Consider the following 23,883-nt stretch of genomic DNA (forward strand, 5'->3'; position numbering starts at 1 on the left):
TACCGGTGAGGGGCGGGGCGGGCCTCGTGCTGGCGAGGGTCGTGGCGCTGTTGCTCGTGGGGACGGCGGCCGTGGTGATCTGGTCGAACCAGCGCGGCGAAACGTCCGAGGCCGGCATCGCGCGGGCCCTGGCCGACCTGCCCAACGGGTCCAGCATGACGCTGCGCGTCGTGGTGCAGGGCATCGGTCCGGGGCCCGGGATCACCCACGCGCCGGAGGGCTGCGAGACCTCGCCGGACCGCACGCACGCGGTCTGCCGGGATCTGGGGCGCGCGCAGGCCACGAAGACGGTGGCCGGGTTCGGAGCCGGCGGACCGGTGCGGAACCAGAAGGACCCGTGCTGCTGGGACCAGGGCGCCTACGCGTTCTGGTCCGACACGGGCGACCCCGGGCCCCTGCAGGACCCCGGCGGGTCCCCGTTTCCGCCCTTGCACGACCTCGGGGCCACCCGGGGCGGTGACTGGTCCGTCCAGCCGGTCACGCTGCGCGGCGAGGTGGGGCGGGAGGCCTTCGCAGACATCCTCGTGAACCGCGGCGAACCGGCTACCGGGCAGGTGTGGGTCGAACTGCCCGAGGGGGTTTCCCTCATCGACCCCAGTGACCGCTACCCGTCCGAGCACCGGTGGTGCCTGGAGTCGCGCGTCAAGCCCGGCTGGCTGTCCTGCCAGGTGGACTCGTACCCCCTCGCGCTGAGCGTGCGCGTGGACCGCCGGGTGCCGGGCGCCAAGGGCCGCCTGCTGGTCGGCTGGCCCGCCGACGACCCGGACCCGTCGAACAACATGGCGGAGATCACCACCGACTTCCGCTGACGAACGCCGCCCATGCCTCCGGCGATACGCGGATCACCTCGCGGTGCGGGTCCTTGCTGTCCCGCACCGCGACGATGCCGGGCACGTTCCGGGCGACCTCGACGCATTCGTTCATGTCACCCCCGCTGTAGCTCGACTTCACGAACTCGAACTCCGCCATCACTACATCCCCTTGCCGATGTCATGGATCAACTCCACAGAATCACGGGGAGCGAGGCTCATGCGAGCGATGCGGTCGAACGAACGGTCGTAGATGGCGTTGCCGTTGGCGCTCTCCACCCACACCGCTGAAGCGATGCTCTCGGTGTAGGCCACGTCGACCGCCCCGGGCTCGGCGAACGACAGGATGCTGAATGCTCCGGACATACACGGGTGCGCTCCCGCCCGGTAGGGCAGGACCTGCACGTGGACGTTGGGCATTTCCGCCATGTTCACGAGGTGGGCAAGCTGCGCACGCATCACGTCCGGTCCTCCCACCTGCTGCCGCAGCGCACCTTCCGAAATGACGGCGTGAAACCGCAGCGGCCGCTCACCGGACAGCCTGGCCTGGCGCTTCATCCGCACGGAGACGACCGGCTCGATCTCGTCCGGGTCCTTCCACGTCTCCGAGACGACGCACATCGCGCGGACGTAGTCGGCCGTCTGCAGCAGCCCCGGCACCAGCGCTGTCTGCCAGGTGCGGATCTGCGTGGCGGCGTCCTCCATCGCGATGTACTCGCCCAGTCCGCCCACGTCCAGGCCCTGACGCCACCAGCCGCGGGCCCGCCGCCGCTCGCGGTCGAGCCGGGCGAGTCCGAGCAACCGCTCCACGACCTCCGGGTCCGACTCCCCGTACAGGTGGCACAGTGCCCGGACATCCGGGTCCCGCATGGGCACCTGCCCGCGTTCCATCTTCGCCACCTTGGCGACCGACGCGGTCAGCGCCTCGGCGGCGTGCACCTGGCGCAGGCCCAAGGCCTCACGCATGCCGAGCAGTTCGCTGCCCAGTCGTCGGCCGAGGACCGTTGAGACCGACACTCCCCGATCCGGATTCCTGCTGGGCATGGCGCGCTCCCTCCCTAGGCGTCAGGCAAGTCTCCTCCTCCTCCGCGAAAGCCCACAACTTAACTCGGTAGAAATTTCTGGCCCGTTCGATTGCTGGCCGCACGATTCTCTCGCTACGGTCGGTACGTAACCGCTCACGCAGCGCGTGGATCGCGGAAGTGCACCGTGCCCACCCGCGCGGCAGGCCACCACACACGCGCATACCGACGAGGAGGTCGGCCCCATGGACCGGTACGACGTGCGGAACTACCCACCCCGGCAGGACTCCGTGACCGCGGCGCGGCGGCGGGCCGCGTGGCTGGCCTGTGCCTGGGGGTACCCGGCACTCGCCGCCGACGCGGCCCTCGTCACCAGTGAGCTGGCCACCAACGCCGTACTGCACGGCAGCCTGAGCGACCGGCTCGTACGGGTCGAGCTCACCCTGGACGACACCGCGCTCCGCATCGCCGTCACCGACCCGCGGGGCGAACGGCACCCCAAAGCGCGGAGCCCCCGTCCGGACGAGCAGTTCGGACGCGGGCTCCGCGTGGTGGAGGCACTCACCTCCGGCTGGACGGTCAGCCCCCTGGTGGTCGGCAAGACCACCTGGGCCGACCTCCCCCTCAGGCGGCCTTAGGGCCCTTGCCGCCCTTGTCCGGCTCGCCGCGCTTGTTGGTCACGTGGACCGTCACCTCGGCCGAGCCGTTCGACTCCGTGACCCGCACCGGGCCCGTCACCGGGCTCCCCGGCATGGCGTAGCCCTCCGGCACGTCGATCTCGTTCAGGTGGTACTCACCCGGCGCCAGGTCCTCGAAGCGGCACTCACCCCGGTCGTCCGTCGCGCAGCCCGCGTCCACCAGCTCGTCCGCGTTGATGCCGATGGTCTGGAGGCCGGCCGTGGCGTTGGTCTCGCGCCACAGTTCGAAGACCGCTCCCTCCAGCGGGTGGCCCTTCTTGGAGTCCGTCTTCAGCACCACGATCCGGCCCCGTACCGGCGGCTTGGGCTTGCCGGTGTTGGGGGCGACGATCTCCACGCCCGCCGACGCGGTCTCCGGAGCCAGGTCCAGCGGACCGAAGACCCCCGGAGAGGCCGGGTCGTATCCCGGAGGCGCGGCCGTCTCCTGCCAGTAGTACGAGCCCACCGGCGCCGTCGCGACACAGCGGCCGCTCGACGCGGTCGTGCACCTGGTGACCGCGGTGTCGGGGTTCGCGCCGTCCGTCTGGAGACCCGTCGTCCCGTTCGTCTCCCGCCACAGCCGGAACTCCGCCCCCGGCAGCGCCGCGCCCGTCGCCGCGTCCACCTTCTTCACCCGCACCTCGCCCCGCGCGGGCGGTTCGGGCTTGCGGGTGTTGCGGGCGGTGATCTCCACGCCCGCCGACGCGGTCTCCGCCGTCAGCTCCAGCGGGCCGAAGACCGCCGGCGAGGGGAGTTCGTACCCCGGCGGCGCGGCCGTCTCCTGCCAGTAGTGCGTGCCCACCGGGACCGTGGCGGCGCAGCCGCCGCTCGGCGCGGTCGTGCACGTGGTGACCGCGGTGTCCGGGGTCGTGCCGCCGGTCTGGAGGCCGGCCGTCCCGTTGGTCTCGCGCCACAGCCGGAACTCCGCCCCCGACAGCGCCGTGCCCGTGACCGAGTCCACCTTCCGCAGCCGCACCTCGCCCCGCGGCGGCGGCACCGGGCCGTCACCGCAGGACGGCAGGTCGCCGTTGAAGGGGTACGCGTGGAACTCCGCCCCTGCGGTGTCCGAGGTGTGGGTCAGCGAACCCGCCGTGAAGAAGCGGCCGTTCATGCCCGGCAGCGAGACCGTGGTCGCCGAGGCGTCCTGGCCCACCAGGACGCTGCCCTGGAACTGGCCCGAGCCCGTCAGGTCCACCCGCGTCGCGTCCGGGAAGTTCCACAGCAGCCGGTCGCGGTGCGGGCTGTCGCCGGAGTACGTGCTGATGGTGCGGGCCGTGCCGAGCAGGTTGACCAGGATCGTCGCGCCCCGCGGGATGTCCGCGAACTCCAGCCCCTGCGCCGCGCCGTTCCTGCCGACCAGGTCGAAGTCCACGTTGAAGACCTGGAGGGCGGACGTCCCGTCGCCCCTGAAGAGGGTCGAGTAGCCGTTGTTCACCGCCCGGCCCGTCGGCGTGCGCGGGTTCCCGTCCACCCGCGCGTAGCACTCGCTCGCGGCCGTGAGGCGCGTGCGCAGGCCGCGGTGGGGAGCGGCCGCGGTCACGTCCTTGGTCTTCGTGCCGTCGACCGTGCCGGTCAGCTCGCCCGCGTGCCGGACCACTCCGCCGTCCGCGATCAGCCGCTCGCCGGCCGCCACTCTGACGTCCCCGCCCGTCGTGAGGAAGTCGGAGCGGAGCGGCGGCCGCACCTGCGAGCCCGCGCCGACGATGCCGATGTTGTACACCGCGCTGCCGGCCGGGTCCTTGTCCTGGTCGAAGCCGCCCAGTACGACGACCTTGCCCTCGGCCTCCGCGGCCCGGCCGCGGACCCGGAAGTCCCCGCCGACGAAGATGCTGATGCCGCGGTCCTCGCCCGTGGGGTCGCCGGTGTGCACGGGCGGGTACGGGTCGGGGCACCGGCCGGGAAGGCAGGGGCCGAGGCCGTCCGGCAGCGGGGCGGCGGCCGCCGCCCGCGGTGCGCTCGTACGCGCGGCACGTCCGTCCGGTCCCGCCCCCGCGGCCAGGGCGGGAACGCTCCCGGCGAACACCGCCCCCACGGCGAGCACAACGGCCCACTTCCTCACAGGCATGCCACTTCCGTCCCTCGTATCCGACTTGGCGTCAGACAGCCTGTGTGGCCCCGCCGCGGCCCCGGGCCGACGACACTCCCCTACGACCGTACGGTCGTCGGACAATCACCCGACCGGACGGCCCGGGCCCTGCGCCGGGCGGCTCCTGACGGTCTGTTTAGGGTGATCGCATGGCGGAAACGGCATGGCAGGCACCCAGCCTCACGGAGCGCAGGCTGTACGAGGCGAAGACCCGGAACGACTGGGCGGCGTACCTCGCCGTGCTCGCGGAGTCGCACCTCTTCATGGCCCAGTCCCGGGCCGCCGTGGACGCGCGCCCCGACGAGACCTTCTTCCACCCGTACACCGACCCGCGCTCCGGCGCCCGCTGCATCGCCGTCCGGACGGTCGGCCTGCTCCCGGCCCCCGCGCCCGACCCCGTCTTCGAGCGCGTCTCCCTGTACGGCCTGGCCAACACCTGGCGGGCCGACGACCCGCCGTACCTGGCCGTGAACCCGGGCACCCCCTGCGAGGCCTACCTGCCGACCACCCCCGAGGACCGCGCCGGCTGGCTGCGGCACTCGGCCGCCACCGAGGTGTACGGGCTCCCGGACGGGGCGGTGCACGCGCTGCACCTGGGCGGGCCGCTGCACGGACCGGTGGCCCGCGGGCTGGCCGTCGGCGCCCATCTGGCGGTGCACAACCGGCAGTTCTGGAACGCCATGGCCTTCCACGGCGAGGGCTACCGCAAGGAGCGGGAGAAACTGGAGGAGTGGTGGGGGATCACCACCCCCGCCGAGTGGGCCGAGACCCAGGCCGACCTGCTGGCCACCGAGTTCGGCGCCGGTGGCACCTGGGAGTCCGTCCTCGGCATCCGGCACGCCCTCTCGCGCACCTACGGCGGGCTCGTCGGCACCGACCACTGGCGGCAGGCCGCCGAGCAGGTGCTGCGCAGGAACGCCGAGGAGCGGGCCCGGCCCCGGCTGACCCCGGACGGCGTGACGGCACCGACGCCCGGCCGGCTCGACTCGCTGGAGGCGGAGGTGGCGGGCGTCCGGCGGCTGATCGGGCGCATCGCCCGCTACGAGGCGCGGTTCCGCGCCGACGGGCTGCTCGGCGAGGGCCGGTACGTCCGCTCGGTCGAGGCCTGGGACCTCGGCCGCGCCTCCCAAATGGCCCGCTGGGGGCTCGCCTCGCGCTTCTGCACGCTGGAGGAGGCCGAGCAGGCCGTCGTCCGCGCGGGGAAGGCCGCCCGGCTGACGTACCGCTCGTGGGAGGACTTCTCCGCCGGCTACGTCCTCGGGCGCTGCCTGCACTTCGACGAGGAGGAGTTCGGCCGCTGGTACGAGGACATGCTCGACGTCCACCGCCTCCTCACCACCGACCCGGGCAGCCCCTGGCGCAACATCCCCTGGTAACGCACGGGAAGAGCCCCCGCCTGACCGGCGGGGGCCCTTCCTGTGCTGCGACGCGTGCGGCCGCGGCGGCCGCTACGACCAGGTCATCAGGCGCTTCGGGTGCTCCAGGACCGCCGCCACGTCGGCGAGGAACCTGGAGCCCAGCTCGCCGTCGATGAGCCGGTGGTCGAAGGAGAGCGCGAGGGTGGTGACCTGCCGCGGCTTCACCTTGCCCTTGTGGACCCAGGGCTGGAGCTTGATCGCGCCGACCGCGAGGATCGCGGACTCGCCCGGGTTCAGGATCGGCGTGCCGGTGTCGACGCCGAAGACGCCGACGTTGGTGATGGTGATCGTGCCGCCCTGCATGTCCGACGGGGAGGTCTTGCCCTCGCGGGCGGTGGCGACCAGGTCGGAGAGAGAGTGCGACAGCTCCGCGAGGGTCTTGGCGTGCGCGTCCTTGATGTTCGGCACGATCAGACCGCGCGGGGTGGCCGCGGCGATGCCCAGGTTCACGTAGTGCTTGAGCACGATCTCCTGGGCGGCCTCGTCCCAGGCGGCGTTGACGTCCGGGTTGCGCTTGAGGGCGACCAGGACGGCCTTGGCGATGATCAGCAGCGGGTTGATCCGCAGGCCGGCCATGTCCGGGTCGGCCTTGAGGTCCGCGACCAGCTTCATCGTGCGCGTCACGTCGAAGGTGACGAACTCGGTGACGTGCGGCGCGGTGAACGCCGAGCTGACCATGGCCTGTGCGGTGACCTTGCGGACGCCCTTGACCGGGATACGGGTCTCCCGGGCCGCGTCGGAGGACACCGGCGCCGGAGCGGCCACCGGAGCCGCCGCCGGGGCGGGGGCCGCCACGGGCGCCGCGGCCGCGGCGACGGGCTGCTGGGCGGCCTGGGCCGCCGCGTGCACGTCCTCGCGGGTCACGATGCCGTCCGGGCCGGTCGGGGTGACCGTGGCCAGGTCGATTCCCAGGTCCTTCGCCAGCTTCCGCACCGGCGGCTTGGCCAGCGGGCGGTCGCCGTGCGTGCCGTGCCCGTTCAGCGCCGGGGCGGCGGCCGGTACGGGCGCCGGAGCGGCCGGGGCCGCGGGGACCGCCGGGGCAGCGGCGGCCGGCACCGCGCCGGCCTTGCGCGGGCGGCGCTTGGTCGAGGACTGCGCCACGCCGTAGCCGACCAGCACGGGCTGGCGGCCCTCGGGCGCGGCCTCCTCGGCGGCCGCAGCCGCGGCCGGAGCGGCGGCGGGCGCGGCCGCGGGGGCCTCGGCGGCGGCCGGAACCGCACCGCCGTCACCCGTCTCGACCGCGATGATCACCTGGCCGACGTCGACCGTGGTGCCCTCGGGGAAGCGCAGCTCGGCGACCACCCCGTCGAACGGGATCGGCAGCTCGACGGCCGCCTTCGCCGTCTCGACCTCGCACACGACCTGGCCGTCGGTGACGGTGTCACCCGGCTGGACGTACCACTTCAGGATCTCGGCCTCGGTGAGTCCCTCGCCCACGTCGGGCATCTTGAACTCGCGCAGTGTCGTCGTCATCGTCGTCACGACCCTCTCCCTCAGTACGCCAGCGAGCGGTCGACGGCGTCGAGCACGCGGTCCAGGCCGGGGAGGTACTCCTCCTCGACGCGGGCGGGCGGGTAGGGGGCGTGGAAGCCGCCGACGCGGAGCACCGGGGCCTCCAGGTGGTAGAAGCAGCGCTCCGTGATGCGGGCGGCGATCTCCGAGCCCACGCCCAGGAACACCGGCGCCTCGTGCACCAGCACCAGGCGGCGGGTCTTCTCGACCGAGGTCTGGATGGTGTCGAAGTCGATCGGGGACATCGAGCGCAGGTCCACGACCTCGATCGACTTGCCCTCCTCGGCGGCGGCCGCGGCGGCCTCCATGCAGACCTTCACCATCGGGCCGTAGGCCGCGAGCGTGAGGTCGGTGCCGGCCTGGGCCACGCGCGCCCGGTGCAGCTCGCCCGGGATGGCCTCGGTGTCGACCTCGCCCTTGTCCCAGTAGCGGCGCTTGGGCTCGAAGAAGATCACCGGGTCGTCGCTCTGGATGGCCTGCTGGAGCATCCAGTACGCGTCGGAGGCGTTGGACGGCGAGACCACCTTGAGGCCCGCCACGTGGGCGAACAGCGCCTCGGGGGACTCGCTGTGGTGCTCGACGGCACCGATGGCGCCGCCGTAGGGGATCCGGACGACGACCGGCATCTTGACCTTGCCGAGCGCGCGGGCGTGCATCTTCGCGAGCTGCGTGACGATCTGGTCGTACGCGGGGAAGACGAAGCCGTCGAACTGGATCTCCACCACCGGGCGGTAGCCGCGCAGGGCCAGGCCGATGGCGGTGCCGACGATGCCGGACTCGGCGAGCGGGGTGTCGATGACCCGCTCCTCGCCGAAGTCCTTCTGGAGACCGTCGGTGATGCGGAAGACACCGCCCAGCTTGCCGACGTCCTCGCCCATGATCAGGACCTTGGGGTCCGTGTCGAGGGCCTTGCGCAGCGACTCGTTGAGCGCCTTCGCGATCGACATCTTCTCGATTGCCATGATCAGTGACCCTCCTCGAAAGACGCGAGGTAGGCCGCGAACTGCGCGCGCTCCTCGTCCACCAGCGCGTGGCCGTCCGCGTAGACGTTCTCGAAGATCGACATGGTGTCCGGGTCCGGCATGGCGCGCACGACCTCGCGGACGCGCTTGCCCATGGTCTCGCTCTCGGTCTCCAGCTCGGCGAAGAACGCCTCGTCGGCGCCGCCGGAGGCCTCCAGGTAGGTCTTCAGGCGCAGGATCGGGTCCTTGTGCTCCCAGGCCTCGCGCTCCTCGTCCCGGCGGTACTTCGTCGGGTCGTCGGAGGTGGTGTGGGCGCCCATGCGGTACGTGAAGGCCTCGACCAGGGTCGGGCCCTCGCCGCGGCGGGCGCGCTCCAGCGCCCAGCGGGTGACCGCGAGGCAGGCCAGGACGTCGTTGCCGTCGACGCGGATGCCCGGGAAGCCGAAGCCGGAGGCGCGCTGGTAGAGCGGCACGCGGGTCTGGCGCTCGGTGGGCTCGGAGATGGCCCACTGGTTGTTCTGGCAGAAGAACACCACGGGGGCGTTGTAGACCGCCGAGAAGGTGAAGGCCTCGTTGACGTCGCCCTGGCTGGAGGCGCCGTCGCCGAAGTACGCGATCACGGCCGAGTCCGCGCCGTCCTTGGTCACGCCCATGGCGTAGCCGGTGGCGTGCAGCGTCTGCGAGCCGATGACGATCGTGTACAGGTGGAAGTTGTTGCTGTTCGGGTCCCAACCGCCGTGGTTCACACCCCGGAACATGCCCAGCAGGTTGGTGGGGTCGACCCCGCGGCACCAGGCGACGCCGTGCTCGCGGTAGGTCGGGAAGACGTAGTCGTCGTCGCGCAGCGCCCGGCCGGAGCCGATCTGCGCGGCCTCCTGGCCCAGCAGCGAGGCCCACAGGCCCAGCTCGCCCTGGCGCTGCAGGGCAGTCGCCTCGGCGTCGAAACGGCGGGTCAGGACCATGTCGCGGTACAGCCCGCGCAGGTCGTCGGCGGTGATGTCGGCGACGTAGGGGGCGAACTCCGGGTCGTCGACCCGGTCCCCTTCAGGCGTCAGCAGCTGTACGAGCTGGGGCTCGGCACTCTGCGCGGCGGCGGCGGTCTTGCCGGCCGTCCGCTTGGTGCCGCTGCTGCGTCGCGGCTTGCGCGCGGCAGTGCTCTCCACGGTCACGTGTGCTCCTCCGTCGGTCCGGCGCCCGGGGTCGTCCGGGGACCAGTGCGGCTCGCCCGCTCCGTACCGCGCACGGGGTGGGTGCGACTCGACGGGAAACAGGCGTGACAGGTGCCCCGGCTAGTGCCCTGCGCAAAGCACGTTACCCAGGTTGCCGCATAACTGCGAAACCCCGCTTGACCTGGGATTTTGCTTGGAAATCCAAGTAAATCCGGGGAATCGGGAACAACTACTGGTCACAGCCTTGCAGGGGGCCGGAACAACGGCACGTTATCCCGGGTAACTGCGGCAGGGAAGGGGTGAGTGTGTGAAACTGACTCTGTGCGCGAAGATGGAAAAATCACGGTATTCCTCCTTGACGACCACGAAGTGGTGCGTAGAGGCGTCTACGAGCTCCTCTCCAGCGAATCGGACATCGAGGTGGTCGGCGAAGCGGGCACCGCGGCCGACGCGCTGGTCCGCATTCCGGCCACCCGTCCGGACGTCGCCGTCCTCGACGTGAGGCTGCCGGACGGCAGCGGCGTGGAGGTCTGCCGGGAGGTCCGGTCGCTGGACGAGGACATCAAGTGCCTGATGCTGACCTCGTTCGCCGACGACGAGGCGCTGTTCGACGCGATCATGGCCGGTGCCTCCGGTTACGTGCTGAAGGCCATCCGCGGCAACGAGCTGCTGAACGCCGTGCGCGACGTGGCGGCGGGCAAGTCCCTGCTGGACCCGGTGGCCACCGCCCGGGTGCTGGAGCGCCTCCGCGACGGCAAGAACGGCAAGGGCGACGACCGCCTGGCCAACCTGACCGAGCAGGAGCGCAAGATCCTCGACCTGATCGGGGAGGGCCTGACCAACCGGGCCATCGGCGAGCGCCTGCACCTCGCCGAGAAGACGATCAAGAACTACGTCTCCAGCCTGCTGTCCAAGCTGGGCATGGAGCGCCGCTCGCAGGCCGCCGCGTACGTGGCGCGGCTCCAGGCCGAGAAGCGCTGAAGCCGGGTCCGGCGGACCGCGGAACACACCGGCGCGGGCCCTTTCCGGGGCTCCGCGCCGATTCCGCTTTTCCACCGGACACGATCTTCGTATCGGGACCTACGTCCTGGATCATGAGGGCCGCGGCCTCTTTTCCGGCGCCGTGTCGGTATCGCAGGGTGGGGGCATGTCGCCCGAGGAACTCCACGCCATCGAACTGCTGCGCCGCGTCCCGTACGGCCGCGTGGCCACCAGCATGCGCGCGCTGCCCTTCCTCGCAGCCGCCCGCCACATCGTGGTGGGCGGCCAGGTCGTGCTGAGGATGCACGCCGGGTTCGGCTACCACCAGGCCTGCAACGGCAGCGTGGTGGCCTACGGCGCCGACAACTTCGGCACCGGGGACGACCGGTTGTGGACGGTGCAGTTCACCGGCACGGCCCGCACCGTCGAACCCACGACGGCGGAACTCGAACTCTTCGGCCCGGGCCCGCACTACGTCGACGGCGAGCTCTTCGAGCCCGTCTACATGCGCATCGAACCCCACTTCGTCACCGTGCACTCCATGGCCGCCGACGTCGGCCGGCAGTACCAGCACGCGCTCTGACCGTCCCCGAACGCACGGAGGGAGCGGCCCCGTTGGGGACCGCTCCCTCCGTCGGTCGTGCGTCGGCCGCGCGTCGGCCGGCGCGTCGGCCGTCCGCGGGCGTCCGTCAGGTGCCGGACTGGCCGTCCGTGGTGCCCGCGTCGGTGCCGGGCGACTCGTTGTTGCCGTCCGTCGGGTCCGTCGTCGGCTCGGTGGTGTCCGTCGGGTCGGTCGTCGGGGCCGTGCTCTCCGTCGGGTCGGTCGTCGGCGGCGTCCACGAGGGCGTCGGCGACGGCCGGTGCGTCGGCGGGTTCCAGGACGGCTTCCGGCTGGGCGTCCAGGTCTCCTCGCCGCCCGAGGACGAGCCGTCCTCGATCTCGCCGCCCTTGGAGGACTGCTCGGGCTTCGGGACCTCCGCGGTCTCCTGCTTGGGGCTCTCGATGCCCGGGTTGTTCGGCTTCTCGGTGGTGCCGCCGCCGGACTTCGCCTTGTCGAGGGCGTACGTGATGCCGCCCGCGACGGCCACCACGGCCAGCAGGGCGACCAGCCACATCTTCCAGCGCCCGCTGCCGCCCTGCGCCGTGCGGTCGTCGCGGTAGCCGCCACCGCCGCCGGAGTAGGCCGAGCCGTCGTCCGGGTTCAGCGGGGGCACCATCGGGCCGCCCATCGCCGAGGTGGTGGCGTGGGACGGGTACGGCTGCACGCCCGGGCCGCCGGCCGCGGGGTTCACGGCCGTCGCGCCGGGGGCGCCGTGCGGCAGCGCCATGGTGACCGGCCCGGTGTTCCACGTACCCGTGCCCGGGCCCTGCTCCTGGAGCATCTGGAGCGCGTACTGGACCAGCCCGCGCATCTCCTCGGCGCTCTGGAAGCGGTCGTCCGGGTCCTTGGCGAGCGCGCGCATGGCCAGGCCGTCCAGCTCCGGCGGCACGCCGGGGTGCTGCTGGGAGGGCGGCACCGGGGCGTCCTGCACGTGCTGGTAGACCACGGAGAGCGGCGTCTCGCCGGTGAACGGGGGCCGCAGGGCCAGCAGTTCGTAGAGCAGGCAGCCGGTGGCGTACAGGTCGCTGCGGTGGTCCACCGCCTTGCCGAGGGCCTGCTCGGGCGAGAGGTACTGCGGGGTGCCCATGACCATGCCGGTCTGGGTCATCGTCGTCGAGGCGCCGTGCAGGGCGCGGGCGATGCCGAAGTCCATCACCTTCACCGCGCCGGTGCTGGTGATGATGACGTTCGCCGGCTTGATGTCGCGGTGCACGATGCCGTGCTGGTGCGAGTAGGCCAGGGCCTCCAGCACGCCGGAGACGATGATCAGGGCCTGGTCGGGGCCCGGCGCCTCGGCGCTGATGAGGAGGTCCCGGATCGTCCGGCCCTCCACCAGCTCCATCACGATGTAGGGGACGACGTTCCCGTTGACCCGGTCCTCGCCCGAGTCGTACACGGCCACCACGGCATGGTGGTTGAGGCCGGCGACCGACTGGGCCTCGCGCGTGAAGCGGGCCTTGGAGACCGGGTCCTCGGCGAGGTCCGCGCGCAGCAGCTTCACGGCGACCGTGCGGCCCAGCCGTACGTCCTCGGCGGCGAAGACCTCCGCCATGCCGCCGCGGCCCAGACGGTGGGTCAGCCGGTACCGGCCGTCGCCGACCATGGCTCCCGACCCGATCTGGTCGCCGAACTGGTCGGGAACATCAGCCATCCCGGCGCCGTTGCCCTCGGGTTCGGGTGCCATCAGTCCTCGCCGTCATGATCCGGCCGCGTGTCAGCGGTGCGTCTTTTCCAGGGTGCTCCGATGAACGCTACAGCCTCCCCGCCCCTGAGCCGTCCGGGATTGCACCCCGTCCGCGTGTGGTCACGGAACGGGCACCCGGCTTGACTGGTCACCGCCCTCCGGCAGACTGTGGCCCGTCATACGGATCGCCAGGGACCGCCGAGGGGAAGCACAGTCATGAGCCAGGACGGCACACAGGGGCGTTACGCAGGCGGCTCCCTGGCCCGCGGCCGTTACCAGCTAAGGGACTTGCTCGGTGAGGGCGGCATGGCGTCCGTCTACCTCGCCTACGACGCCGCGCTCGACCGCCAGGTCGCGATCAAGACCATGCACACCGAGCTCGGTCGCGAGCAGTCCTTCCGCGAGCGCTTCCGCCGCGAGGCCCAGGCTGTAGCCAAACTGTCGCACACCAACATCGTCTCGGTATTCGATACGGGCGAGGACTCCGTCTCCATCGGCGGCGAGGACGGCGCGCTGATGCCGTACATCGTCATGGAGTACGTGGAGGGCAAGCCGCTCGGCTCGGTGCTCCAGGCCGACGTCGCCCAGTACGGCGCGATGCCCGCGGACAAGGCGCTGAAGGTCACCGGCGACGTGCTGGCCGCCCTGGAGGCCAGCCACGAGCTGGGCCTGGTGCACCGCGACATCAAGCCCGGCAACGTGATGATCACCAAGCGCGGCGTGGTCAAGGTGATGGACTTCGGCATCGCCCGCGCGATGCAGTCCGGGGTCACCTCCATGACCCAGACCGGCATGGTCGTCGGCACCCCGCAGTACCTCTCGCCCGAGCAGGCGCTGGGGCGCGGCGTCGACGCCCGCTCCGACCTGTACTCGGTCGGCATCATGCTGTTCCAGCTGCTGACCGGCCGGCTGCCGTTCGACGCGGACTCGCCGCTGGCGATCGCGTACGCCCACGTGCAGGAGGAGCCGGTCGCGCCGTCCTCGGTGAACCGCTCGGTGACGCCGGCGATGGACGCGCTGGTGGCGCGGGCCCTGAAGAAGAACCCGAACGAGCGCTTCCCCACGGCCGCGGCCATGCGGGACGAGTGCCTGCGGGTGCTGTCGGCCGGCCAGACCGGCGCCCCGGTCATCGTCCAGGGCGGCCCGGTGAACAGCGGGGCCGGCGTCGGCTCGGCCGTCTTCCCGCCGGTGGACTCCGGCCTCCAGGCCCCGCCTCCGCAGTCGGTGCAGCAGCCGTACCAGCCGGGTCCGTACGCGCAGCCGGCGCCGCACGCCCACACGCCGCCGCCGCACGTCCAGACGCCCCCGCCGCACGTCGCGCAGCAGGGCGGCTACGCGTACCCGCCGCAGCAGCAGATGCACCAGCAGCCCGTACACCACACGCCGGTGCCGCAGCCGCAGGCCGCCACCCCGCCGCCGTACACGATCTCCCCGGCCGCCGCACCCGCCCGCCAGGGCGGCGGCAAGAAGGGCTCCCCGGTGGCCATCGGCGCCGCCGTGGTGGCGCTGCTGGCGGTCGGCGGCCTGGTCACGGCCCTGATCGTGAACGGCGACGACGACGGCGGTGAGGGCGGGACGCCCGGCAAGAACGGCACCTCGGCGAGCGCCCCCGCGGTGGCCGGCCACAAGGGCCCGGACCGCACGCGCACCATCGAGGAGACGGAGTGCTCGGAGGCGGACGAGGCGTACAACGACCCGTCGAAGGTCCGCGCCCCCGACTTCCGCTACAAGGACATCCTGTCGGTGAAGAAGTGCCTCCAGGCCGCCGGCTGGAACCTGGACGAAAAGGCCAAGGACGAGAACGTCTACGGCGAGGGCTCGGTCGTGGACCAGTTCCCCTCCCCCGGCGACGACATCGACCCGAAGGACGCCACCTTCAGCCTCCGCGTCTCCACCGGCAACCCCGAGTAGCCCGTCCCGGGAGTCCCCTCCGGGGACCGCTCCCACCTGCGTGAACGCCTGCGGCGCGGCTGGTTTCAGTCGCGCCGCAGGCGCATGCCCATGAAGCCCAGGCCCAGGCCCATCAGGGTCAGGCCGGCGCCCAGCGGAAGGATGTGTTCGGCGAGGTCGGCGGCGCGGTCGTTGCCGTCGGCGCCGAGGGCGGACACCATCCCGGCCTCGCTCGGCTCGGGGCGCGGCGGCTGCGGCTTCGGCGCCTCCGCCTCCGGGACCGGGCGCGCGGCCGGCAGCAGGACCTCCGGGAGCGGCTCCTCCATCACCCGGCCCGGGCGGGCTCTGCCGGCGCCGGCGGCACTGCCCGCCAGCTCCCCGTCGGCGGGGGCGGCCACGGCCGAGGGGGAGGCGGTGGCGGCGTACGCCTGGGGCTGGGGCGTCAGGGCGCCGAGGGCCAGCGCGGCGCCGGCCGTCCACCTGAGCGCGCGACGGTGCTGAGTCACGGCGAGCCCCTCACGTCCCGAGCGACCGACTGTCCGCTCAGGGTCACATGGCCCGACACAACCGGCATCTCGGACACGGCACCCGCCGGAATCCGAGGATCCCCCCTGAGATGTACATCTCAGGTCGGTTGTGGGGGCCTGCATACTCGGTATACATACTGAGTATGTCGATTCGCCACGGCCTCCTCGCCCTGCTGGAGCAGGGTCCCCGGTACGGCTCCCAGCTGCGCACCGAGTTCGAGTCCCGCACCGGCTCCACCTGGCCGCTGAACGTCGGGCAGGTCTACACGACCCTCGCCCGCCTGGAGCGCGACGGGCTCGTCGCCCCCGGCGGCGAGGACGAGGCCGGGCACACCCTCTACGCCATCACCGACGCCGGACGCACCGAACTCCACGAGTGGTACGAGCGCCCCGTCGACCGCACCAGCCCGCCCCGCGACGAGCTGTCCATCAAGCTCGCCATGGCCGTCGGCACCCCGGGCGTGGACATCCGCGCCGTCATCCAGGCCCAGCGCAGCGCCACGATCAAGGCGATGCAGGACTACACCCGCCTCAAGGCGCAGGCCCTGGCCGCGATCGAATCGGGGCGTTCCCAGGAGCGCGACGACGTGGCCTGGCTGCTGGTGCTGGAACAGCTGATCTTCCAGACCGAGGCCGAGGCCCGGTGGCTGGACCACTCCGAGTCCCGGCTCGTACGGCTCTCCATGACGGCCGACCGGAGAGCCACCGCCGCACCGGCCGCCCACGAGAACCAGACCGCGGCTCCGGCCGACACCCAGGCCGCGCCCACCACCGCACCGCGCCGCAGGCTCTGAACCGTCCCAGGGGGGAACCCTCTTCATGCCCGACCACAACCAGCCCGTGCTGCGCCTGATGCAGCTCACCCGCGTCCACGGCAGCGGCGCCACCGAGGTGCACGCCCTGCGCGGGATCGACCTGGCCGTGTACCCCGGCGAACTCGTCGCCGTCATGGGTCCGTCCGGGTCCGGCAAGTCCACGCTGCTCACCCTCGCGGGCGGCCTCGACACCCCGTCCGGCGGCCGGGTGCTCGTCGAGGGCACCGACATCACCACCGCCGGCCGCAAGGAACTCGCGGCCCTGCGCCGCCGCAGCATCGGCTACGTCTTCCAGGACTACAACCTCATCCCCGCCCTCACCGCGGCCGAGAACGTCGCCCTCCCCCTGGAGCTCGACGGCACTTCCGCCCGCAAGGCCAGGGCCGCCGCCCTGGCGGCCCTGGAGGAGATGAACCTCGCCCAGGTGGCCGACCGCTTCCCCGACGAGATGTCCGGCGGCCAGCAGCAGCGCGTGGCCATCGCCCGCGCCCTGGTCGGCGACCGCCGCCTCGTGCTGGCCGACGAGCCCACCGGCGCCCTCGACTCCGAGACCGGCGAGTCCGTGCTCGCCCTGCTGCGCTCGCGCTGCGACGCGGGCGCCGCCGGCATCCTCGTCACCCACGAACCCCGCTTCGCGGCCTGGGCGGACCGGGTGGTCTTCCTGCGCGACGGCTCCGTCGTGGACGAGACCCTGCGCTCCCAGCCTGACTCGCTGTTCACGGGGCAGGCGGGCGCCCTGTGAGGACCTGGTACCACTCCTGGGTCGCGGCGATACGGATCGCCCGCCGCGACGCCTGGCGCTCCAAGGGCCGCAGCTTCCTGGTCCTCGCGATGATCGCCCTGCCCATCCTGGGCGTCAGCGCCGCCGACATCACCCTGCGCAGCTCCGACGTCTCCCCGGAGCAGCGGCTGGACCGCTCCCTCGGCCGCGCCGACGCCGTGCTGAGCGGCACCGGCATGGGCAACACGCCCATCCACCAGAAGCCCGACGGCAACGGTCTCGCCCCGGCCGACGGCGACGAGGACAAGGCCGTCCCGAACAGCCCCACCGACATCCGGGCGGCCGTCCCGCGGGGCGCCGAGGTGCTCAGGGACTCCTCCGGCACCGGCAGGTTCCGCACCCGGCACGGCATCCTGAACGCCACCGTCCACGAGTTGGACGCCCTGCACCCGATGGCCGCGGGCCGGCAGACCGTCGTCCGGGGCCGCTTCCCCGCCAAGGCCGGCGAGGTCGCCGCCACCACGCGGTTCCTGGAGGACTCCGGGCTGTACGTGGGCTCCCGCCTCGTCCCACGCGGCATGGAGGGGACCGAGTACCGCATCGTCGGCGCCTACGAACTCCCCTCGGAACTCAAGACGTACGAGGTGCTCGCCCCGCCCGGCACCCTGCTTCCCCCGCTCGAAAGGGCCCTGAAGGCCAACGGCATGCCCGGCGCCGACGTCACCAACGAGTACTACGTACGCGTCGGCGGCGAAGGTTTCACGTGGAACATGGTCAAGGCGGCCAACGCCAAGGGCGTGGTCGTCGTGTCCCGGGCCGTCGTCCTCGACCCGCCCGCCGACTCCGACGTCCCCCTGTACCAGCACGAGAACTCCGACGCGTACACCTCCGGCGGCGGCGGGGTGGACAAGGCCGCACTGGCCGCCGGCGCCACCGTCGTCGTCCTGGCCATGCTGGAGATCTGCCTGCTGGCCGGCCCCGCCTTCGCGGTGGGCGCCCGCCGCTCCCGCCGCCAGCTCGGCCTGGTCGGCGCCAACGGCGGCGACCGGCGGCACATCCGCGCCATCGTCCTCTCCGGCGGCCTGGTCATCGGCTTCGCCGCCGCCGTCACCGGCATCGTGCTCAGCGTCGCGCTGACCCTCGCCCTCCGCCCGGTGCTGGAGAGTGCCCTGGGCGAGCGCTGGGGCGGCTTCCGGCTCCTCCCGCACGAACTCCTCGGCATCGCGCTGCTGGCCGTCGTGACCGGCCTGCTGGCCGCCGTGGTCCCGGCGGTCACCGCCTCCCGGCAAACCGTGCTGGCCTCCCTCACCGGACGCCGCGGGGTGCGCCGCGCCAGCCGGGTGCTCCCGGTGGTCGGCCTGGTGGCCATCGGCATCGGCGCCCCCATCGCCCTGTTCGGCTCCGTCCAGGACAACAACGGCTACCTCTACGTGGCCGGCGGCAGCGCCCTCGCCGAGCTGGGCGTGGTCGCCCTCACCCCCGTGCTGGTCGGCCTGTTCGGCCGCGCCGGGCGCTGGCTGCCGCTCTCGCCGCGGCTCGCGCTGCGCGACGCGGTGCGCAACCGGGGCCGTACGGCGCCCGCGGTGGCCGCGGTGCTGGCCGCGGTCGCCGGTACCGTCGCGGTGGCCACGTACGCCCAGAGCAACGACGCGCAGGCCCGGCAGCAGTACGTCGCCCAGATGCCCGACCGCTCCGGCACGGTGACCATCAGCGAGGCGGGCGGCCACCGGCAGGTGCCCGCCGTGCGCGCGGCCCTGGAGAAGGAACTGCCGGTGGCGGTACGGGCGGACCTCGACCGGATCGTGGTCGGCCGGAAGGACTGCGAGCTGTGGTCCGACGCCCCGGGGTGCGGCCAGGTGGAGCTGACCACGCCCAAGGAGAACGAGTGCCCGCTGCACGCGGTCCCCGACCCCACCACCTCCTTCTCGAAGGCCGAACGCCGCCGCCTCGCCAAGGACTGGCGCTGCCTCTCGTCGGAGTCCTACGCCCCCCAGGAGTTCGTGGTCGCCGACGAGAAGCTGCTGACCACCCTCGCCGTCCGGGACCCGGCCGCCGCCAGGGCCCTCCAGGAGGGCCGCTCGGTCGCGTTCGACCGGCGGCACGTCAAGGACGGCCGGATCACCCTGAAGCTGATCACCGACCCGGCCAAGGCCAGGGAGACCCCGGAGGGCCAGGAGGTCCCGGGCATCCGCAAGTCCTTCGCCGTCCACCTGTCGACCGCGAACGCCTACGGCCTGCGCGTGGTCATCCCGCCGGCGGCCGCGAAGGCCGCGGGTCTCCAGACCGCCGCGTACGGCTCGTACTTCACGCTGGACCGGCTGCCGACGAGTGAGGAGCGCCAGCGCTACGACGCCGCCGTCGACCGGATCGGCGCCTCGCCCGAGTTCCGCATCGAGAACGGCTACCAGGGCGAGAACGACATCGAGCTGCTCGCGCTGGCCGTCTTCGCCGGACTCGTCACCATCGGCGCGGCGGGCATCGCCACGGGCCTCGCCCAGGCCGACGCCGAGGCCGACCTGAAGACGCTCGCCGCGGTCGGCGCGGCCCCGCGGATCCGCCGGTCCCTGAGCGGCTTCCAGTGCGGCCTGGTCGCGCTCATGGGCGTGGGCCTCGGGTCGGCGGCCGGTGTGCTGCCGGGCGTCGGACTGCGGCTGGCCGAACGGCGCGAGTACCTGTCGCGGTACGAGCAGTCCCTGTCGGACGGCTGGAGCGACCCCGGGGGCGTGCCGCACGTGCCCGTCGTCATCCCGTGGGAGACCCTGGGCGCCCTCGTGGTGCTGATCCCGCTGGGCGCGGCGCTGCTCGCCGCGCTGGTCACGCGCTCGTCCGGGGCGCTGGCCCGCCGCGCGGCCTGACAGGCCGCCGGACGTCCGGCGGTACGGCCGGCCACGGGGGCCGGCCGTACCGGCGCGTAGGGCTCCGGCGGCCGCCCGCGGATCTCGTGCCCCCGCACAGGGTGGATCACTCCTGTGCGGGGGCACACCGTGTGGAGACGAACGTGTGCGAGAGAATGGCGGCATGGAGATGCCGAGGAGCGAACGGTCGCAGGACAGCCCCCCGCAGGTTCTGATCGTGGGCCAGGACGGGATGGCGGTCGGCGGCGCCGATGACGAGTCGCGCGAGGTGCCGGTGACGGAAATGGTCGAACAGCCCGCCAAGGTCATGCGCATCGGCAGCATGATCAAGCAGCTTCTGGAAGAAGTCCGCGCTGCTCCTCTCGACGAGGCCAGCCGGGTCCGGCTCAAGGACATCCACGCCAGCTCGGTGAAGGAGCTGGAGGACGGGCTCGCCCCCGAGCTCGTCGAGGAACTGGAGCGGCTCTCCCTGCCCTTCACCGACGAGGCCATCCCCTCCGAGGCGGAACTCCGCATCGCGCAGGCCCAGTTGGTCGGCTGGCTGGAAGGCCTCTTCCACGGCATCCAGACCGCCCTCTTCGCCCAGCAGATGGCGGCGCGCGCCCAGCTGGAGCAGATGCGCCGCGCCCTCCCGCCGGGCGCCTCGCACGACGACGAGGACGGCCAGCACGGCCCGGTCCGCTCGGGCCCGTACCTGTAGGACCGCAGGGGTCCGCACGCTGCGGACCCGGCCGGCCCCTCGGCGCCTTCCGTTCGGCCCCGTCCGCCACCGCCCCCCCCCCCCCCCCCCCCCCCCCCCCCCCCCCACGGGCGGTGGCGGACGGGGCCGTGGCACATAAGCACCGGGTAAGTGCGAGACGCCGTACCGGACATGGGCCGCGCATACTCGGGTCATGACCTACGACGCGATCGTGTTGGCAGGCGGCGCGGCACGGCGGCTCGGCGGGGCCGACAAGCCGGGGCTGAGCGTGGGCGGCCGCCCGCTGCTCGACCGGGTGCTGGACGCCTGCGCCGGTGCCGGGACGACCGTGGTCGTCGGCGGCCGCCGGGCCACCGCCCGGCCCGTCACCTGGGCCCTGGAGGAGCCGCCCGGGGCGGGACCGCTGGCCGCCCTGCACGCCGGGCTCCGGCACACCGGCGCCGACACGGTCCTCGTGCTCTCCGCCGACCTGCCCTTCCTGGACGCGGCGACCGTACGCGCCCTGCTCGCCGGCCCCGGCGCCGAGGGCACCCTGCTGCGCGACCCCGACGGCCGCGACCAGCCGCTGGTGGCCGCCTACCGGGCGGAACCGCTGCGCCGCGAGCTGGCCCTGCTGGCCACCGAGCACGGCAGCCTCACCGGCCTCCCGCTGCGGGCGCTCACCGCGGAACTCGACCTGGCGCGCGTCGAGGGCAGCGGCGCCGCCTCCTTCGACTGCGACACCTGGGGGGACCTGGCGGCCGCCCGTGCCCGCATCAGGGAGCATGGGACCGTGCTGGACGAATGGATCACCGCAGTCAAGAACGAGCTGGCCCTCGACGTCCCGGTGGACGTCACCGAGCTGCTCGACCTCGCCCGTGACGCCGCGCACGGCGTGGCCCGGCCCGCCGCACCGCTGACCACCTTCCTGGTCGGGTACGCGGCCGCGCTGGCCGCCGCCGACGGCGCCGACCCGAAGGCCGCGCTGTCGGAGGCCTGCCGCAAGGCCACCGCGCTCGCCGTCCGCTGGGAGGCCGAGACGGGGCCGGCCGGGCAGGGCAGCGGATGACGGCCGCCCCCGTGACACCGGAGGAGCGGGCCGTCGAGGAGGCGCTGGCGCTGGTGAACGACCGCCGCACGGAGCCCGCCGGGGCGGCCCCCGGACACCGCGGCACCGACTGGGCGCGGGCCCGCGCCACCGCCGCCGCCGCGGGCCGGACCGGGCACTCCCGCACGCGTGCGGTGCCGCTGTCCGACGCCCTCGGCGAGGTGCTGGGCGGCCCCCTGGAGGCGCTGACCGACCTGCCCTCCTTCGACACCTCGGCGATGGACGGCTGGGCGGTCGCCGGACCGGGCCCCTGGCGGATCCGGGAGGGCGGCGGGGTGCTGGCGGGCGCGGCCCGGCCGGAGCCGCTGGCCGACGGCGAGGCGGTACGGATCGCCACGGGTGCCCGGATCCCCGGCGACACCACCGCGGTGATCCGCAGCGAGCACGCCCGGCACGACGCCGCCAAGGGGCAGCTGCACGCCGAGCGCGAGGTGGTGCCGGGCCAGGACATCCGGCCGCGGGGCCAGGAGTGCCGCTCGGGCGACCGGCTGCTGGCCGCCGGGACGCCCGTGACGCCCGCCGTGCTGGGGCTGGCCGCCGCCGCCGGGTACGACGAGCTGGTCACGGTGGCGCGGCCGCGCGTCGAGGTGCTGGTGCTCGGGGACGAGCTGCTGGCCGAGGGGCGGCCGCGGGACGGGCTGATCCGGGACGCGCTGGGGCCGATGCTGGGGCCGTGGCTGCGGGCCCTCGGCGCCGAGGTGACCGGGACGCGGCGGCTCGGCGACGATGCGGGGGCGCTGTACCGGGCGGTGACGGAATCCGCGGCGGACCTGGTGGTCACCACCGGCGGCACGGCCTCGGGGCCGGTGGACCACGTGCACCCGGTGCTGCGGCGGGCCGGGGCGGAGCTGCTGGTCGACGGGGTCTCCGTACGGCCCGGGCATCCGATGCTGCTGGCCCGGCTGGGGCCCGGGAAGCACCTGGTGGGGCTGCCCGGCAATCCGCTGGCCGCCGTGTCGGGGCTGCTGACGCTGGCCGAGCCGCTGCTGCGGGCCCTGGCGGGGCACGGGGCGCGGGAGGCGTACGCGGTGCCGGTGCGCGACGCGGTACCGGGCCACCCGCACGACACCCGGCTGGTGCCGGTGGTGCTGGACGAGGAGCACGCCGTACCGCTGCGGTTCCACGGGCCCGCGATGCTGCGCGGCATCGCTGCGGCGGACGCGCTGGCCGTCGTACCCCCGCACGGGGCGCAGGCGGGGCAGGAGCTGGAGGTCCTGGACCTGCCGTGGGCGGGCGGGGGCGGCGGCGCCGGCTCCTCCGGCCCCGGGTGGTCGCGGTGAAGCTGCCCGGACAGGACGCGATGGCCCGGCAGGCCGACGAGCGGCTGCTCGACCACCGCGTGAAGATGCCCAAGCGGATCATCGAGAAACCGCTGCGGCAGGTGGGCAAGCGGCTGCTGATGGCGTTCGGCGTGCTGGCCCTGACGGTCTTCATCGTCTGGATCGACCGCGCCGGGTACCACGACAACTCCGACGAGACCGTCGACCTGCTCGACTGCATGTACTACGCGACGGTCACCCTCTCCACCACCGGGTACGGCGACATCGTCCCGTACAGCGACTCGGCGCGGCTGGCCAACATCCTGCTGATCACGCCGCTTCGCGTGCTGTTCCTGATCATCCTGGTCGGCACCACCCTGGAGGTCCTCACCGAGCGGACCCGGGAGGAGTGGCGGCTGAACCGCTGGAGGGCCCAGTTGCGTGAGCACACCGTCGTCGTCGGCTTCGGCACCAAGGGACGGTCGGCGCTCCAGACGCTGCTGGCCACCGGCCTGCGGAAGGAGCGGGTGGTCATCGTCGACCCCAGCTCCAAGGTGATCGACATCGCCAACGCGGAGGGCTTCGCGGGGATCGTCGGCGACGCCACGCGCAGCGACGTGCTGCTCAGCGCCGAGGTCCAGAAGGCCCGTCAGATCGTGGTGGCCACCCAGCGGGACGACACCGCCGTGCTGGTGACCCTGACGGCCCGGCAGCTGAACCGCGGCGCGAAGATCGTGGCCGCGGTGCGCGAGGAGGAGAACGCCCCGCTGCTGAAGCAGTCGGGCGCGGACGCGGTCATCACCAGCGCGAGCGCGGCGGGCCGGCTGCTGGGGCTGTCGGTGCTCAGCCCGAGCGCGGGCGCGGTGATGGAGGACCTGATCCAGCAGGGCAGCGGCCTGGACCTGCTCGAACGCCCGGTGACCAGGTCCGAGGCGGGCAGGAACGTCCGGGAGACCGACGACCTCGTGGTGAGCGTGCTGCGGGGCCACCGGCTGCTGCCGTACGACGACCCGCACGCGAGCCCGCTCCAGTTGACCGACCGGCTGATCGTCATCGTGCGCGCGGCCCCGCCGGCCGAAGTCCTGGGCCCTCGGGGCGAGTAGCCTCG

General features: G+C 73.3%; 21 protein-coding genes. 13 read left to right on the top strand and 8 right to left on the bottom strand.

Annotation, left to right across the window (positions count from 1 at the left end; genetic code table 11):
- Positions 1 to 5 precede the first annotated feature (5 nt).
- The gene (locus tag ACIF6F_RS10040; RefSeq protein ID WP_399943835.1) at positions 6 to 809 is read left to right on the top strand and encodes a hypothetical protein; all 804 of its coding nucleotides are present in this window, start codon (positions 6 to 8) and stop codon (positions 807 to 809) included.
- On the opposite strand, the gene ACIF6F_RS10045 is transcribed toward ACIF6F_RS10040, so the two are convergent.
- Positions 790 to 969: a DUF397 domain-containing protein gene (locus ACIF6F_RS10045; RefSeq protein ID WP_399943837.1), complete on the bottom strand. Its 180-nt coding sequence runs from the start codon at positions 967 to 969 to the stop codon at positions 790 to 792. The genes ACIF6F_RS10040 and ACIF6F_RS10045 overlap by 20 nt on opposite strands.
- Before the next feature lie 2 nt (positions 970 to 971).
- On the bottom strand, positions 972 to 1,853 hold the full coding sequence (locus tag ACIF6F_RS10050) for a helix-turn-helix domain-containing protein (protein ID WP_399943839.1): 882 nt from the start codon (positions 1,851 to 1,853) through the stop codon (positions 972 to 974).
- Between the two features lie 223 nt (positions 1,854 to 2,076).
- Between ACIF6F_RS10050 and ACIF6F_RS10055 the strand changes: the two genes are divergently transcribed.
- Positions 2,077 to 2,469 carry an ATP-binding protein gene (locus ACIF6F_RS10055; RefSeq protein ID WP_399943841.1) on the top strand — a complete coding sequence of 131 codons (393 nt, stop codon included), beginning with the start codon at positions 2,077 to 2,079 and terminating at the stop codon, positions 2,467 to 2,469.
- Here the strand turns inward: ACIF6F_RS10055 and ACIF6F_RS10060 are convergent.
- Entirely contained in the window at positions 2,456 to 4,573 is a 2,118-nt protein-coding gene (locus tag ACIF6F_RS10060; RefSeq protein WP_399943844.1) for a choice-of-anchor A family protein, read from the bottom strand. The two genes, ACIF6F_RS10055 and ACIF6F_RS10060, sit on opposite strands and share 14 nt — an antisense overlap.
- Before the next feature lie 170 nt (positions 4,574 to 4,743).
- Here ACIF6F_RS10060 and ACIF6F_RS10065 point away from each other — a divergent pair, with 170 nt between their 5' ends.
- Positions 4,744 to 5,970, top strand: a complete 1,227-nt coding sequence (locus tag ACIF6F_RS10065) for a DUF1266 domain-containing protein (protein WP_399943846.1) — start codon at positions 4,744 to 4,746, stop codon at positions 5,968 to 5,970.
- A gap of 72 nt (positions 5,971 to 6,042) precedes the next feature.
- Here ACIF6F_RS10065 and ACIF6F_RS10070 read toward each other — a convergent pair whose 3' ends face one another.
- Genes ACIF6F_RS10070 through pdhA form a run of 3 tightly spaced genes read right to left on the bottom strand, consistent with a single transcriptional unit; the run spans position 6,043 to position 9,655 of the window.
- A complete protein-coding gene (locus tag ACIF6F_RS10070) occupies positions 6,043 to 7,485 on the bottom strand; it encodes a dihydrolipoamide acetyltransferase family protein (protein WP_399944579.1) in 1,443 nt (480 codons plus the stop codon).
- Between the two features lie 20 nt (positions 7,486 to 7,505).
- Positions 7,506 to 8,486: an alpha-ketoacid dehydrogenase subunit beta gene (locus ACIF6F_RS10075; protein ID WP_399943849.1), complete on the bottom strand. Its 981-nt coding sequence runs from the start codon at positions 8,484 to 8,486 to the stop codon at positions 7,506 to 7,508.
- 2 nt (positions 8,487 to 8,488) lie between these two features.
- A complete protein-coding gene (gene pdhA, locus ACIF6F_RS10080) occupies positions 8,489 to 9,655 on the bottom strand; it encodes a pyruvate dehydrogenase (acetyl-transferring) E1 component subunit alpha (protein ID WP_399943852.1) in 1,167 nt (388 codons plus the stop codon).
- A gap of 321 nt (positions 9,656 to 9,976) precedes the next feature.
- Between pdhA and ACIF6F_RS10085 the strand changes: the two genes are divergently transcribed.
- Positions 9,977 to 10,636 carry a response regulator gene (locus tag ACIF6F_RS10085; protein ID WP_399943855.1) on the top strand — a complete coding sequence of 220 codons (660 nt, stop codon included), beginning with the start codon at positions 9,977 to 9,979 and terminating at the stop codon, positions 10,634 to 10,636.
- 166 nt (positions 10,637 to 10,802) lie between these two features.
- Entirely contained in the window at positions 10,803 to 11,219 is a 417-nt protein-coding gene (locus ACIF6F_RS10090; protein WP_399943857.1) for a pyridoxamine 5'-phosphate oxidase family protein, read from the top strand.
- 106 nt (positions 11,220 to 11,325) lie between these two features.
- Here ACIF6F_RS10090 and ACIF6F_RS10095 read toward each other — a convergent pair whose 3' ends face one another.
- Positions 11,326 to 12,921: a protein kinase gene (locus ACIF6F_RS10095; protein ID WP_399943860.1), complete on the bottom strand. Its 1,596-nt coding sequence runs from the start codon at positions 12,919 to 12,921 to the stop codon at positions 11,326 to 11,328.
- A 216-nt stretch (positions 12,922 to 13,137) separates the two neighbouring features.
- On the opposite strand from ACIF6F_RS10095, the gene ACIF6F_RS10100 reads away from it, so the two are divergent.
- The gene (locus tag ACIF6F_RS10100) at positions 13,138 to 14,832 is read left to right on the top strand and encodes a protein kinase (protein WP_399943863.1); all 1,695 of its coding nucleotides are present in this window, start codon (positions 13,138 to 13,140) and stop codon (positions 14,830 to 14,832) included.
- A 65-nt stretch (positions 14,833 to 14,897) separates the two neighbouring features.
- Here ACIF6F_RS10100 and ACIF6F_RS10105 read toward each other — a convergent pair whose 3' ends face one another.
- Positions 14,898 to 15,317, bottom strand: coding sequence for a hypothetical protein (locus tag ACIF6F_RS10105; protein WP_399943866.1), 420 nt, complete (start codon positions 15,315 to 15,317; stop codon positions 14,898 to 14,900).
- 164 nt (positions 15,318 to 15,481) lie between these two features.
- On the opposite strand from ACIF6F_RS10105, the gene ACIF6F_RS10110 reads away from it, so the two are divergent.
- The 7 genes from ACIF6F_RS10110 to ACIF6F_RS10140 all read left to right on the top strand — a co-directional run bounded on the left by ACIF6F_RS10110 (position 15,482) and on the right by ACIF6F_RS10140 (position 23,878).
- A complete protein-coding gene (locus ACIF6F_RS10110) occupies positions 15,482 to 16,132 on the top strand; it encodes a PadR family transcriptional regulator (protein WP_399943869.1) in 651 nt (216 codons plus the stop codon).
- Positions 16,133 to 16,157: 25 nt separating this feature from the next.
- Complete coding sequence (locus ACIF6F_RS10115; protein ID WP_399943870.1) at positions 16,158 to 16,895, top strand: ABC transporter ATP-binding protein; 738 nt, start codon at positions 16,158 to 16,160, stop codon at positions 16,893 to 16,895.
- Positions 16,892 to 19,729, top strand: coding sequence for an FtsX-like permease family protein (locus ACIF6F_RS10120; RefSeq protein ID WP_399943873.1), 2,838 nt, complete (start codon positions 16,892 to 16,894; stop codon positions 19,727 to 19,729). Before ACIF6F_RS10115 ends, ACIF6F_RS10120 begins: the two co-directional genes overlap by 4 nt.
- A 163-nt stretch (positions 19,730 to 19,892) precedes the next feature.
- A complete protein-coding gene (locus ACIF6F_RS10125) occupies positions 19,893 to 20,429 on the top strand; it encodes a bacterial proteasome activator family protein (RefSeq protein WP_399943876.1) in 537 nt (178 codons plus the stop codon).
- A gap of 193 nt (positions 20,430 to 20,622) precedes the next feature.
- Complete coding sequence (locus ACIF6F_RS10130; protein ID WP_399943878.1) at positions 20,623 to 21,477, top strand: NTP transferase domain-containing protein; 855 nt, start codon at positions 20,623 to 20,625, stop codon at positions 21,475 to 21,477.
- Complete coding sequence (locus tag ACIF6F_RS10135; protein WP_399943880.1) at positions 21,474 to 22,796, top strand: molybdopterin molybdotransferase MoeA; 1,323 nt, start codon at positions 21,474 to 21,476, stop codon at positions 22,794 to 22,796. Before ACIF6F_RS10130 ends, ACIF6F_RS10135 begins: the two co-directional genes overlap by 4 nt.
- Positions 22,793 to 23,878 (top strand): potassium channel family protein, encoded by a 1,086-nt coding sequence (locus ACIF6F_RS10140; protein ID WP_399943882.1) that lies wholly within the window; start codon positions 22,793 to 22,795, stop codon positions 23,876 to 23,878. The genes ACIF6F_RS10135 and ACIF6F_RS10140 overlap by 4 nt, the downstream gene beginning before the upstream one ends.
- Positions 23,879 to 23,883: the final 5 nt, after the last annotated feature.

The sequence above is a fragment of the Streptomyces sp. NPDC086023 genome (genome assembly GCF_044540325.1).
GTDB lineage: Bacteria > Actinomycetota > Actinomycetes > Streptomycetales > Streptomycetaceae > Streptomyces.